Source organism: Verrucosispora sp. NA02020, from assembly GCF_013364215.1.
Taxonomy (GTDB): domain Bacteria; phylum Actinomycetota; class Actinomycetes; order Mycobacteriales; family Micromonosporaceae; genus Micromonospora.
Window position 1 is genome coordinate 109,332 of record NZ_CP054923.1, and the last position, 13,267, is coordinate 122,598.

11 protein-coding genes are annotated in these 13,267 nt (G+C 72.4%); 6 read left to right on the forward strand and 5 right to left on the reverse strand.

Annotated elements, in window-relative coordinates:
* Window positions 1-89 precede the first annotated feature (89 nt).
* Together HUT12_RS00515 and HUT12_RS00520 are read left to right on the forward strand one after the other, a co-directional pair.
* On the forward strand, window positions 90-1,217 hold the full coding sequence (locus HUT12_RS00515) for a PP2C family protein-serine/threonine phosphatase (RefSeq protein WP_131051715.1): 1,128 nt from the start codon (window positions 90-92) through the stop codon (window positions 1,215-1,217).
* Window positions 1,218-1,411: 194 nt separating this feature from the next.
* On the forward strand, window positions 1,412-3,268 hold the full coding sequence (locus HUT12_RS00520) for an acyl-CoA dehydrogenase (RefSeq protein ID WP_176092228.1): 1,857 nt from the start codon (window positions 1,412-1,414) through the stop codon (window positions 3,266-3,268).
* Between the two features lie 325 nt (window positions 3,269-3,593).
* Here HUT12_RS00520 and HUT12_RS00525 read toward each other — a convergent pair whose 3' ends face one another.
* Together HUT12_RS00525 and HUT12_RS00530 are read right to left on the reverse strand one after the other, a co-directional pair.
* Window positions 3,594-3,863 carry a DUF6458 family protein gene (locus HUT12_RS00525; RefSeq protein ID WP_131051717.1) on the reverse strand — a complete coding sequence of 90 codons (270 nt, stop codon included), beginning with the start codon at window positions 3,861-3,863 and terminating at the stop codon, window positions 3,594-3,596.
* Between the two features lie 168 nt (window positions 3,864-4,031).
* Entirely contained in the window at window positions 4,032-4,571 is a 540-nt protein-coding gene (locus HUT12_RS00530; RefSeq protein ID WP_131051718.1) for a histidine phosphatase family protein, read from the reverse strand.
* Window positions 4,572-4,685: 114 nt separating this feature from the next.
* Here HUT12_RS00530 and HUT12_RS00535 point away from each other — a divergent pair, with 114 nt between their 5' ends.
* Window positions 4,686-4,970: a DUF6458 family protein gene (locus HUT12_RS00535; RefSeq protein WP_131051719.1), complete on the forward strand. Its 285-nt coding sequence runs from the start codon at window positions 4,686-4,688 to the stop codon at window positions 4,968-4,970.
* 67 nt (window positions 4,971-5,037) lie between these two features.
* Here the strand turns inward: HUT12_RS00535 and HUT12_RS00540 are convergent, their stop codons facing one another.
* A complete protein-coding gene (locus HUT12_RS00540; RefSeq protein ID WP_131051720.1) occupies window positions 5,038-5,715 on the reverse strand; it encodes a hemolysin III family protein in 678 nt (225 codons plus the stop codon).
* A 334-nt stretch (window positions 5,716-6,049) separates the two neighbouring features.
* Here HUT12_RS00540 and HUT12_RS00545 point away from each other — a divergent pair, with 334 nt between their 5' ends.
* The 3 genes from HUT12_RS00545 to HUT12_RS00555 are packed head-to-tail and all read left to right on the forward strand — an operon-like array spanning window position 6,050 to window position 8,452.
* Entirely contained in the window at window positions 6,050-6,790 is a 741-nt protein-coding gene (locus tag HUT12_RS00545) for an allophanate hydrolase subunit 1 (RefSeq protein ID WP_176095604.1), read from the forward strand.
* A gap of 38 nt (window positions 6,791-6,828) precedes the next feature.
* Window positions 6,829-7,719 carry a biotin-dependent carboxyltransferase family protein gene (locus tag HUT12_RS00550; RefSeq protein ID WP_176095605.1) on the forward strand — a complete coding sequence of 297 codons (891 nt, stop codon included), beginning with the start codon at window positions 6,829-6,831 and terminating at the stop codon, window positions 7,717-7,719.
* Window positions 7,703-8,452, forward strand: coding sequence for a LamB/YcsF family protein (locus tag HUT12_RS00555; protein WP_176092229.1), 750 nt, complete (start codon window positions 7,703-7,705; stop codon window positions 8,450-8,452). Before HUT12_RS00550 ends, HUT12_RS00555 begins: the two co-directional genes overlap by 17 nt.
* A gap of 68 nt (window positions 8,453-8,520) precedes the next feature.
* On the opposite strand, the gene HUT12_RS00560 is transcribed toward HUT12_RS00555, so the two are convergent.
* Entirely contained in the window at window positions 8,521-10,356 is a 1,836-nt protein-coding gene (locus HUT12_RS00560) for an NHL domain-containing thioredoxin family protein (protein ID WP_176092230.1), read from the reverse strand.
* A 101-nt stretch (window positions 10,357-10,457) separates the two neighbouring features.
* Window positions 10,458-13,085: a hypothetical protein gene (locus HUT12_RS00565; RefSeq protein WP_176092231.1), complete on the reverse strand. Its 2,628-nt coding sequence runs from the start codon at window positions 13,083-13,085 to the stop codon at window positions 10,458-10,460.
* Window positions 13,086-13,267: the final 182 nt, after the last annotated feature.

A 13,267-nucleotide genomic window follows, 5' to 3' on the forward strand; every position in this document is an offset into this window, starting at 1 on the left:
GGCGGCGATCGGCGCGCGGGATGATCCTCGCGGCCAGATCCCTCTCGTCCGACGGGTCAGGTTCATTTTTTCGTTCACGTCCATCGGGCATGCTGTCGGATGTACGTACGCAACTCCTCCAGCCGGGCCGTAACCGGCTGAGTCCCGGATCCCGCGCCGGCCTCGGCGCGGCCCTTGCCCTGCTCGCGCTCGTCTCCGCCGTCGAGCTGGCAGACGGGAGGGCGGCGAACTACATCGCGCTGATGGTGGCCGCTCCGTTCCTGGCCGCCGCGTTGGCGTCCTGGCGCATCGTGCTCGGCGTCGGTGCCGCCGCGTCCGTGCTCGGCGCCTCGTTCGCATTGGCCGAGGAGAACGTCTCGCTCTCCACGGCGGTCGCGGTGGCGGGCATCGCGTTGGGCACCGGGATCGCGGCGGCGGTGGCGGCGGTACGTCAGCGGCAGGCCGAGCAGATCGCCGAGTTGTCCAAGCTCGCCGCGGTGGCCCAGCAGGCGGTGCTGCGTCCGCTCGGTCCCCGGGTCGGCACGCTGGCGGTGGCCGGACGTTACATCTCGTCCACCGCGAAGGCGGAGATCGGCGGCGACCTCTACGAGGCCATCGACACCCCGTACGGCGTACGCATGATCATCGGTGACGTACGCGGCAAGGGCCTGGAGGCGGTCCGGCTGGCCAGCATCGTGCTGGGCTCCTACCGGCACGTGGCGTACGAGCGCTCGGACCTGCGCGGGGTGGTCGCGGACCTGGACCGGGCGGTGGCCCGCAGCGTGGGTGACGAGGATTTCGTCACCGCCGCGCTGGTGGAGGAGCGGGGCGGCACGCTCACCATCGTCAACTGTGGACATCCGGCGCCGCTGCTGCTGCGTCGGGGCGCGGTGATCCCGCTCGAACCGCCCGCCCCGGCACCCCCGCTGGGCTTCATGCCGGTGGTCCGGCCCCGGGTCGAGCGGCTGGAACCCGGCGATCGCCTGCTGCTGTTCACCGACGGGCTCGGCGAGGCCCGCCGGGACGGCGAGTTCTTCCCCACCGCCGACCGGGCGTGGCGGCTGCTCGGGCACGGCACGGTGGGCGACGGTCTGGCCTCGCTGGAGACCGCTCTGGTGGAGTGGGTGCACGGTCGGTTGGACGACGACATCGCGCTGGTCCTGATGGAGTACACGGGTTCGCGCGGTGGCGCGACGGCGGCGGTGCCGAGCTGGGAGGTCGGGGCGGCCGAGAGCTGACCCCCGGGGCCGTCGGGCGGTGTCCGGCCGGGCCGGGTCGACCTTCGGGGCCGGGCGACGGCGTGCCGCCGGAACCTGAACCGCAAGTGTGTAATCCCTGTCACTCCGGTGTGCGGGTTGTCGCTGCCTACCCGTCAGTAATAGAGTCTGGGGTTACTGATCGGTAACACCTGTCCGGAAGCGGGGCCAGCGACATGACCCACTACAAGAGCAACCTTCGGGACCTCGAGTTCAACCTGTTCGAGGTGTTCGGGGCGGACCGGTCGTTCGGCCAGGAGCCGTACTCCGAGCTCGACGTCGACACGGCGCGGAGCTTCCTCGCCGAGATGGACCGCCTGGCCCGCGAAGACCTCTCCGCCAGCTACACCGACGGTGACCGCAACCCGCCGGTCTTTGACCCGGCCACCCACACCGCGCCACTGCCGGAGTCGTTCAAGAAGTCGTACCAGGCGTTCATGGACTCCGAGTTCTGGCGGCTCGACCTGCCCCCGGAGCTGGGCGGCACCAACGCCCCCCGGGCGCTGTGGTGGGCGCTCGCCGAGCTGGTGCTCGGCTCGAACGCCCCGGTCTGGATGTACGCCTCCGGCCCGTCCTTCGCGCACGTGCTGCACGTCGAGGGCACCGAGCAGCAGAAGAAGTGGGCCAAGCTCTTCATCGACCAGCAGTGGGGCTCCACGATGGTGCTCACCGAGCCGGACGCCGGCTCGGACGTGGGCGCCGGCCGCGCGCGGGCGATTCCCCAGCCGGACGGCTCGTGGCACATCGAGGGCGTGAAGCGCTTCATCACCTCCGGCGAGCACGACCTGAGCGACAACATCGTCCACTACGTCCTGGCCCGTCCGGTCGGCGTGGAGGGTGTGGGCGGCCCCGGCACCAAGGGCCTGTCGTTGTTCGTCGTACCGAACTACTTCTTCGACGAGGACAGCGGCGAGCTGGGCGAGCGCAACGGCGTCTTCGCCACCAACGTCGAGCACAAGATGGGCCTCAAGGTCTCCAACACCTGCGAGCTGACCTTCGGCGAGCACGGCGTACCGGCCAAGGGCTGGCTGCTGGGCGAGAAGCACGACGGCATCCGGCAGATGTTCATGATCATCGAGTACGCCCGGATGCTGGTCGGCACCAAGGCGATCGCCACCCTCTCCACCGGCTACCTCAACGCCCTGGAGTACGCCAAGAACCGGGTGCAGGGCGCCGACCTGGTCCAGCAGTCCGACAAGAGCGCTCCCCGCGTCACCATCACCCACCACCCGGACGTCCGCCGGTCGCTGCTGCTGCAGAAGTCGTACGCCGAGGGCCTGCGTGCCCTGGTGCTCTACACCGCGTCCTGGCAGGACAAGATCGCCCTCGCCGAGGCGGCCGGTGACGAGAAGGCCACCAAGCTGGCGAAGCGGGTCAACGACCTGCTGCTGCCCCTGGTCAAGGGCGTCGGCTCGGAGCGGGCGTACGAGATGCTCGGGCACGAGTCGTTGCAGACCTTCGGTGGTTCCGGCTTCCTCCAGGACTACCCGCTGGAGCAGTACGTCCGGGACGCCAAGATCGACACCCTGTACGAGGGCACCACCGCCATCCAGAGCCTCGACCTGATCTTCCGGAAGATCGTCCGGGACAACGGCAAGGCGCTGATGGCGGTCGCCGGAGAGATCCAGGAGTTCATCACCACCGAGGTCGGCAACGGTCAGCTCAAGCAGGAGCGGCAGGCGCTCGGCAAGGCCCTCGCCGAGATCCAGAACATGATCGGTGTGATGACCGGCTGGCTGGGCGAGGTCCAGGGCGGCGACGCCCGGTCTCTCTACAAGGTGGGGCTGGGCAGCCGGCGGTTCCTGCTGGCGCTCGGCGACGTGGTGGTCGGCTGGCTGCTGCAGAAGCAGGCGGACGTGGCGCTGAAGGCGTTGGCCGGCGAGGTCTCCGCGACCGACAAGGCGTTCTACACCGGCAAGGTGGCCGCCGCCCGGTTCTTCGCCCGCGAGGTACTGCCCCGCGTCGGCGCCGACCGGCGCATCCTCGAAAGCACCGACCTGGACATCATGGACATCCCGGAGGAGGCGTTCTGATCGGCCCGGTCGACACCGCGCGGTGACGTAGTCCGCGCTGTCCGGTGCAGCCGGTGGGGCATGTGCCCCACCGGCTGCACCCGTTCGCGGGTGCTTCCGTGCGCTCGGTGTGTCCATGCCCTTTTGAATGCCTCATTTACTGAGGCTGGTGGAACGGGTTCCGGAGTATCGATCTGGAGGTGGGTGGAGTTGTTGTCGCCAGAGCGACAACAACTCCACCCACCTTCACGATGAACGCCTCGGGAGTCCCGAAGCCGATCAGCGCGGCGGCAACACCCCCGGCCCGACACCGCGCAGGGGCACCACCCACGCCCACACCCACCGGTCAGCTCGGCGGTGCGGTCGGCGGTGGCGGGTCGGGAGGCGGCGGCATCATCGCGGTCGGATGCGAGAGCCGGTTCTCCTCCACGATCAGTGTCCGGGCCCGCTTGCGGCGGTCCTGCCAGAACCAGAGCGTGGTGAGCAGGACGGTCAGCCCGGCCAGGATGAAGACCCAGCCGACCGCCCGCAGGTCGATCCACCAGACGTTGGCCCTGATGGCGAACGTCAGGATCGCGCCGATGGCGATCAGGAAGATTCCACTACCAATGCCCATGTGCGCGGCACTCCCCCGTGCGGTTGCTCTGGGCGTACTCGGACTGGTCAGCGACGGTTACCCGTCCGGCGCGGGGTTACCCGCGCTGTCGACCGGCGAACACGACCCGGCGCGCGGCGCGGTGGTCGGGTGATCCGGCCTTCACTAGTGCGGTGTCGCCCCGGCTGGTCAGCCGCGTGCGGTGTGCCGGACGTCGATCGGGGCCGTACCCCGTCCCAGTTCCGCCCAGGACACCGTGGGTCGGTGCCGGACCATGTCGCTGGTGCGCAGCCCGTCCGGGGCGGCGCCCTGCGGATCGAGCGACTCGGACAAAAGCGAGATGCCGGGATTGTGGGCGATCAGCAGGACGGTGCCGATGGACGGTTCGACCCGGCGCAGCAGGGTCAGCAGGTCCTCCGGATGCGCCTCGTACGCGTCCGTCTCGTAGCGGACGACCGGAAACGGCCCGGTGGGTCCACCCTCCGGCGGCGAGCCGGTCATGCCCATCTCGACGTGGTGCCAGGTCTGCCGCGTACGCAGTGCGGCGGAGCAGATCACCAACTCCGGCAGCAACCCGTGCCGGGCGAGCCACGCCCCGGCAGCCGCCGCGTCGGCACGGCCCCGTGCGCTCAACGGTCGCTCGATGTCCGGTCCGTCCGCCGTGGGCTGTTCGGCCTTGGCGTGCCGTAGCAGCACGAGCGTGCGTTGCTGTCCCGAGGCGTCCGTCATGCCACCAGCTTGCCCGATTGGCGATCTCCGTGCCGGGGTAAGTCCCTCGATGCCGCAACCTCATCCATGGCCGCGGCGAAGTGGAATGCAGCTTCGAGCCGAGGAGACGACGACATGGGCATCGGTGGCAGTATCTTCCTGATCGCGCTGGGCGCGATCTTCGCGTTCGCCGTGGAGGCGGATCTGGGCTGGCTCAACCTGAGCGTCGTCGGCTGGGTGCTGATGCTCGCCGGTGTCGCTGGCCTGCTCGTCACCCTCTACTTCTGGAACTCCCGGCGTCGTCCGGTCGTCGCTCCGGTCCGTGAGGAGCGCGTGGTCGCCGAGCGCGCCGTTCCCGTGCAGGACAACCGGGTGGTGCAGGAGTACCGCGAGGTGCGCCGACCCGACCCGATGGTCTGACCCGTACGAGACACAACGGGGTGGCGGGAACGATCCGCCACCCCGTTGTCGTGCCGTCCGCCTCGGCTCAGGCGAACAGCGCGAAATAGATCGCGATGTGATGGCAGATCGCCGCGACCAGCGTGCAGGCGTGGAAGAACTCGTGATGGCCGAAAACGGTGGGCCACGGGTTCGGCCGACGCAGCGCGTAGAAGACCGCGCCGACGGTGTAGATGCCGCCGCCCACGGCCAGCAGCACCAGGGCGGTGACCCCGCCGTGGTGCAGGATGTCCGGCAGCATTCCCACGGACACCCAGCCGAGCGCCAGATAGAGCGGAGCGGAGAGCCACCGTGACGCGTGCGGCCAGATCAACTTCAGTGCCACGCCGCCCAGGGCGCCGCCCCAGACCACCGAGAGCATGATCACGGCGGCGCGGGTCTCCAGCAGCAGAACACAGAACGGTGTGTATGTGCCGGCGATGAACAAGAAGATCATCGAGTGGTCCATCCGGCGCATCACCTGGTACCCGCGTGTCGACCACACTCGACGGTGATAGAGCGCGCTGGTGCCGAAGAGGCCGCAGACGGTGAGGCTGTAGACGCCGGTACTGACCAGGGGTGTCCAGCCGGGGCGGGCGGCGGCGATCGAGCAGAGCACGATGCCGCAGATCAGTGCGACGAAGAACGCGTACGTGTGCAGCCAGCCGCGCATCCGGGGTTTCCCGATGTCGACCGGCTTGAGCCGGGGACGTGCTGAGGTGGTCACGGAATCAGGTTACGACAGCGTAGGTTACCTTCGGGTAGTGCAACGCGTCACGCCGTCCGACCAGCAGTCGACGCGCCGGTGGGCGACCGTCGGTCAGGATGGCGGGATGCGGATCAGACCGGTCGGCGCGCACGCCCTTTTGCTCGACCTCACCCCACCACCGCCCCCCGAACCCGGCGGCGCCGCAGACCCGAGCGGCGATGTCGGCAACGGCTCCCCGACGGACGGCCTTCCTTCCGGTGGCTCCCCGACCGGTGGCTCCCCGACCGGTGGCTCCCCGGCGGAGGGATCCGCGGCGGGCGAATTCCCGACTGGCGGCGGGACGGTCGTCGACCTGGTGGAGGCGTGGCGAGCCGAGCTGTGGCGTCGCCGCGATAGAGGTGACCTGGTCGCCGAGGAGATCGTCCCGGCGGCCACGACCGTTCTGCTCGACGGCGTGCCGGACCTTGAGGCAACCGCCATCCGCATAGCCGACTGGACCCCCACCCTCCGACCCGCGCCCGCGCCCGCGCCCGGCCTCGCGCCCGCGCCCGGCGCGGACACCCCCACTGCACCGCGTCGATCATGGAGTTGTGGTGGGGACAAAGAGTCACATAACAGGACAGGCTATCGACCACCACTCCATGATCGACGCGGTGAGGCCGCGATGGAGCGTGAGGCCGCGATGGCGGATGCGGCGGGGTGGGGCGGGGGTGGTGGGGTGGTCGAGGTACCGGTCAGCTTCGACGGGGAGGATCTGCCTCGGGTCGCCGAACTCTGGCGGGTGGACGTGCCGGCGGTGGTACGTCGGCTGCGGGAGACCGAGTTCCGGGTGGCGTTCTGCGGCTTCGCGCCCGGATTCGGGTATCTGACCGGGTTACCCGCCGGACTGGCGGTGCCCCGGCTGGCCACACCCCGTGCCCGCGTTCCGGCTGGTGCGGTCGGGCTGGCCGGGCCGTACGCCGGAATCTATCCGACCGCCTCGCCCGGCGGTTGGCTGCTGGTCGGACGGACCGGGCTGACCCTCTTCGACGTGACGGCCGATCCGCCCGCTCTGTTGACGCCCGGTACCCGCGTCCGGCTGGTGCAGGCATGACCGGCGGACCGCCGCTTACGCCGGCCGTGACCGGTGGGATGCCGCTCGCAGGCGGTGTACCGGCGGTGTCACTGCGAGGGGAGATCGAGGTGCTGCGGGCCGGGGCGTTGACCACGGTGCAGGACCAGGGGCGCGTCGGATGGGCCCATCTCGGGGTGCCGCGTTCCGGTGCGCTCGACCCGGCGGCGTTGCGGCTGGCCAACCGGCTGGTCGGCAATCCGGAGTCGGCGGCCGGACTGGAGATCACGCTGACCGGCTGCGACCTGCGGGTGGACCGGGCCACCACGGTCGCGGTGGTGGGTGCCGAGGCGGACATCTGGATCGGTACGCGGCCCGGCGACACCGGACGCCCGCTGGCCGTACCGGGCGGAACGGTGCTCCGTACAGGTCCCGCCCGACGGGGTCTGCGGTGCTGGCTGGCGGTGGCCGGGGGCATCGCGGTCGACCCGGTGCTGGGCAGTCGTGCCACGGACACGCTCGCCGGGCTCGGACCGGCACCACTGCGCGACGGCGATCTGCTGCCGCTCGGTGTCGTGCCGGATCCACCCGCGCCGGTCGACTTCACGGTGCCACCGCCGTTCCCGGCGGAACTGCACCTGACGGTGCGACTCGGCCCACGGCATGACTGGTTCACCCCGGTCGCGCTGGACCGGCTGCTCGGCACGGCGTACCAGGTGAGTCCGTTGAGCAACCGGGTCGGTGCGCGGCTGTCCGGTGCGCCGCTGCCCCGCGCGGTGGCCGGGGAACTGCCGAGCGAGGGCATCGTCCTCGGCGCGGTGCAGGTGCCGGCGGACGGCCAACCGTTGGTCTTCCTCGCCGACCATCCCACCACCGGTGGCTATCCGGTCATCGCGGTGGTGGACGACGTGACCCCACTCGCGCAGGCCCGTCCAGGCACTACGGTCAGGTTTCATGGACCTGAACGCTGACCTCGGTGAGGGATTCGGTATCTGGCCCCTCGGCGACGACGAGGCTCTGCTCAATCTGATCACCTCCGCCAACGTCGCCTGCGGCTTCCACGCCGGGGACGCGCCCACGATGCGCCGGGTCTGCGCCACGGCGGCGCAGCGTGGCGTGGCGATCGGTGCGCAGGTCGGCTACCGGGACCTCGCCGGTTTCGGCCGGCGGGCGATCGCGTACGAGTTCGCCGAGTTGCGCGACGAGGTGCTCTACCAGATCGGCGCGCTCCAGGCGTTCTGCCGGGCGTACCGCACCCGGGTCCGCTACCTGAAGCCGCACGGGGCGCTCTATCACGCGGCGGCGTGCGAGGAGATGCCGGCGGCGGCGATCGTCGCGGCGGTCGACGACTTCGATCGGGACCTGCCGCTGCTCTGCCCGCCCGGCTCGGTGCTGGCCCAACTCGCCCAGGGCGCCGGGATGCGCGTGGTGGCCGAGGGGTTCGCGGACCGCAACTATCTGCCCAACGGTCGACTGGTGCCGCGTACCTCGCCCGACGCCCTGGTCACCGACCCGCAGGAGGTGGCGAACCGGGCGGTGCGGATGGCCACCGAGCGGGCGGTGACGGCCGTGGACGGGAGCGCGATCCCGTGTGTCGTCGAGTCGATCTGCCTGCACGGCGACAGTCCCGGCGCGGTGGCCGCCGCGGAACTCGTCCGCGCCGCACTCATCGATGCCGGAGTGACGCCGACCGCGTTCGGCTGAGAGGTTTGTTAGCAGGGGTCCCCTGCTATACCGCAGGCGTTAACAAGGGGCCCTTCCTTTCACCTCAGTCAGCCGGCGTCCATGCCGCGCAGCACCAGCGGCAGGCGGGTGGGGCCGTCGGCGACCACCCGCACCGGAACTCCCCAGTCCTGCCTGGTCAGGTGGCAGGCCGCGTGCTCCACGTCCGCGTCGCAGGTCGCCGCCTGGGCGGTCACCTGGAGCACGCCGTCGGTCACCGCGCCGTCGATCACCAGCCGGCGGGACAGCTCGGTGCCGGTGCCCGCCCCCTCGACCAGCAGCTCCGGCGGTGACGCGGAGACCACCAGCCGGGTCGACGGACCGTACGTCTCGTCCAGCTTCTGTCCTGGCGCCGGAGTGAAGACGACGTCCAGCACGACCTCCCCGGCGGCCAGGTCGGTCGGCTTGCGTTCGGTGCGGTGCCGGGGGCCGTCGACGGTGTCCGCCCCGGCCGCCGAGAGCGCACCCGGGGCCAACCGGGTGATCCGGTGCGCGGACGACTCCACCACCAGCACCGCACCGTCGGGCGTGAGCACCAGGTCGCTCGGCTCGCCGAGTTCGGTGGCCACCGTGGAGACCTGGTCGGTCGCGGGGTCGTAGCGGCGTACCGCACCGTTGTAGGTGTCCGCGACCAGCACCGACCCGTCGGGCAGCGCGCAGACGCCGAGCGGGTGCTGGAGCAGGGCCTGCGCCGCCGGGCCGTCCACGTGACCGAAGTCGAACAACCCCTGACCCACGGCGGTACCCAGGATGCCGTTCTCGACGTACCGGACGGCGCTGGTCTCGCTGTCGGCCACCCAGAGGCGGGTGCCGTCGGCGGAGACCGAGAGCCCCGACGGCTGCGCCAGCCACGCCTCGGCCAACGGGCCGTCCCGCAGTGCCTCCACGGTGGTGCCGGCGTACATGCCGACGGTGCGCTTGATCGGGTCGAACCACCAGAGCTGGTGGATGCCGGCCATGGCGATGACGATCCGGTCGTCGTACCAGGCGAGGTCCCAGGGGGAGGAGAGGTCGATGGAGAGCGCGTCGTGCGCGTGGTCGTCGACCGTGGAACGCCACTGCCGACCCGTGCCGGCCACGGTGACCACCTCGCCGGTGGCGAGCCGTACGCCGCGCAGCAGGTGGTTGACGGTGTCGGCGACCACCAGGTCGTAACCGGCGACCTCGGCGACGTGCTCGGGCAGCAGGGACAGACCCTGCGGCTCGGAGAAGGTGGCGGCCTCGGCCGGTCCGTCGCCCCGACCCCGGCTCCCGGTGCCGATGGTGCGGGTCACGGTCTCGCCGTCGTCGGCCAGCTCGACCACCCGGTGCCGGGCCGAGTCCGACACCAACAGGCCACCGCCGGGCAGGGCCACCGCCTTGCCGGGGAAGCGCAGCGTCGTCCGCGGCTCGGCCGGCGGCACGTACGGGCCGTCGCCCCGGCGCAGGGTGCCCTTGGCCTCGTGGGTGGCGATCAGGTCGTCGATCAGCCGGGCCAGCCCCTCGGCGTGACCCTCGCCGGCCATGGTGGCCACCACGTACCCCTCCGGGTCGACCACGGCGAGGGTCGGCCAGGCGCGGGCCGCGTACTGCTGCCACATGTCCAGCTCGGGGTCGTCGAGCACCGGGTGGTGCACGCCGTACCGCTCGACGGCGGCGGCCAGGGCGTCGGGGTCCTTCTCGTGCTCGAACTTGGGCGAGTGCACGCCGATCACGACGAGGACGTCGGCGTACTTCTCCTCGAGTGGACGCAGCTCGTCCAGCACGTGCAGGCAGTTGATGCAGCAGAAGGTCCAGAAGTCCAGGACGGCGATGCGACCCCGCAGATCCGCCAGACCCAGGTCCTTGCCGCCGGTGTTCAGCCAGGCCCGGCCCCGCAGCTCGGGTGCCCGTACGCGTGCACTCATGCACCCCATCGTGCCCTACCGGCTGGACCTCGGTGTCGTCCGCGCACACGAACACCGAGGGCGGGACACGGTGACCGTGCCCCGCCCTCGGTGTGACGTGGTCAGCTCCCGGTCGCCGGTTTCAGGCAGAGGAACGGGTTCGAGGAGACGCCGCGAAGCTCCACCAGCGGCATGGTCGGGTCGGGGCAGCTGTCCTTCGTCTCGACCTTGGACACCACCGTGAACGCCTCGTTGTCGCCGCACTGTGCCTCGACGGCGCTGTTGCCGGACCGCTTGACGCAGGTGCCGACCGCCGGGTCGAAGGCCCCTGCCTCGTTCGATCCGCCGATCTTGCCGAGGAGCAGCAGCAGACCGAGCGGGATGGCCAGGATGAGCACGGCGGCGACCAGTACTGCGGCGAGGACCCGACCGTTGCGGACCTTCGGCACCGGAGTCTCCGGAGCCGGTTCGGCCACCGGTTTGAAGGAGTCGAAGCGGCTCTGGTCCGGGTCGGACGGACCGGAGCCGGTGCCGGCGTTCGCGCCCCACGGCGGCGGCGACTGTCCCGGCGGCGGGAACGCCGCGGTGTGGTCGGCGCCCGGCTCGGGGCGCTTGGCACCGTAGGTGCCGCCCGAACGCTCGGACGGGCCGCCGAAGGGCTCGCCGCCCGGAGCCCCGAAACGGTCGCCGCCGGGCGGACCGCCGAAGGGGTCGTTGCCCTGACCGCCGAAGCGGTCACCGGGTGCGCCACCGAAGGACGGAGCGGCACCCGGTCCACCGAACGGGTCGCCACCGGGGTGGCCGCCGAAGCGGTCGCCACCGGGCGGGCCGCCGAACGGGTCGGCGGGACGCTCCGGCTCCGGGTGCGGCTTGGTGCCGTTGACCGGACGGTTGGTCGGCGGAGAGTCGGCGAAGGAGGGCATCCCCGCCGGGAAGGCCGGCGGCGCCGCCGGGGAGCCGGGAGCAGCCGATCCGGAGTAGGAGCCCGGCCCGCCGGCCGGCGGCTCGTGGTCGGCGAAGTGCGGCTCCGGGTTCTGGTCGAACCGGGGTGCCGGCGGCTCGTCCCGTTCCGGGGTCGACTCGCCGGACTCGGAGCGGGCGGGGCGGCCGTACACCCGCGACTGCGGGGCGGGCGGCCCGGCGGGGTGCGGCGGGTGGTCGGCGGGCGGCGTCACCCGGCTGGCCAGCGGCACCGACGCGCTCGCGGAGACCCCACCGGCGGCGGCCGTCGGCGGGGCGGACCAGTCGGCCTCGGGGGAGGTGCGGGGCGCGGGTATGACCGGCGCGGCCGAGGCCTGCGGGTCGTCGTACCGCGGCTCGGGCTGACCCCAGGCCACGCCACCGCCCTGCTGGTCCCCGGGGTGGCTGGTGGGTCCGGACTGGTCGACGCCGTACGCCGCCGGCTGGCCGTAGTCGGCGGGCGGCCCGGCGGCCAGGCTGGCACCGGGCACGCGCTGCTCCTGCGGCGGCAACGGCAGCATGTTGTTCGGGGAGATGCCCGGGGCCGGCGCGGGCTGGTAGATCGGAGCGTCTCCGGCCCGACCCGTCGCGGGCTCGACGTCGGCCCGGTCGGAGCCGGCCTCCGCCGCGCCGCTGTTGCCCCACGCCTCGCCGGGCGCCCACGGCTGCACGTCGGTCAGCCCGGGTCGGTCGGCGGCGGTACGCGAGGGCAGCGGTTCTCCACCGGGTGCCCAGGTCGGGGGCGGACCGGCGTCGGTGGGGCGGGCCGATCCGGTGGCGGGCTCGGACGGGGCCCACGCCGGGGCGGACTGCTCCTGAGGCGGCGTCGACCACTGCGGCCGCTCCTCGGCTGCCGCCCGGGTGCCCGCCCAGTCGGCTGGTGCCTCCGGGTGCGGGGTGGCCCAGTCGGGCTGCGCCGGCCGGTCACCGCCCGGGTGCCAGCTCTCGGCCTGCTGGTCGCCGGGCCAGCCGGCGGCGGGTTCGCGCTGCTGGCCGGTGGCCCAGGCGGGTTGCTCCTGCTGCTCGGGCTGCCACGCGCCGGGTCGGCCCGGCTCGTCGACGCCGGGCTGGTGCGGTGCCAGGTTGGGCGTCGGCACCTGCGCGGTGGCCCGGGCCGGCGGCTCGGCGCGGACCGGTGCCGGCGGGTCGGCCGGCGCCCAGTCGGGCTGGGCCGGCTCGGGCGGGGTCGCCGTGGCGGCCCAGCCCGGAGTGTGGTCGTCGCCTCGTGGCGTGGTGGCCCACTCCGGCTGCTGACCGGCACCCCAGCCGTTGGCCGGGCCGGAGGTCGGCTGGCCGGAGGTCGGTTGGGCGGTGGCCCAGTCGGGCTGCCCGGACGTGGGCTGGTGGGGCGCGGGCTGCTGGGGCGTCCACTCCGGCTGTTGGGGGGCGTCCGATGTGGCGGGGGCGCCCCAGGCCGGGTTCGGCTGTCCGCCGGTGGCCCAGGCGGGCTGGTCCGGAGTGGACTGCGCGGCGGGCGTCGCCCAGGCCGGTGGGGCCTGCTCGGCCTGGCCCGGCCACTGCTGCTGAGCCTGGTCCCAGTTGCCGGGGGGCGGGGAGTCCGCCTGTCGGGTCGCCTGCGCGCTGCCCCACTGGGTGCCCTGCTGGTTCGCCCAGGAAGGCGCGGGTGCGTCGGGTCGCGCGGGCGGTGGGGGTGCCCAGCCGAGGTCGGGGGCGGTTGCGCCGTACCCGCCGTCCGGCTGAGCCGATCGGTCGCCGTATGGCGCCGGTCCGCCGCCCGGCGGCGCCTCGTCCGGCTCCTGGCCGGGGCGGTGCGGGCCCTCGGACGTCATGTGTGCCCCTCCTCCATCACATGTCGGCCGCCGTCGCCGATGGTCTCGGCAGGGCAGCCGGCGGTGCCGGCGTGCCGGCCGTGCCGGCTCCCCGCACCGTATCCCGGTGGCCGCCGATGGGCTCCCGGGGAGCGTTCGTCGTCACCGTCCGTTGTCGATCGGTGTCGAGGTGCTTCTATCGC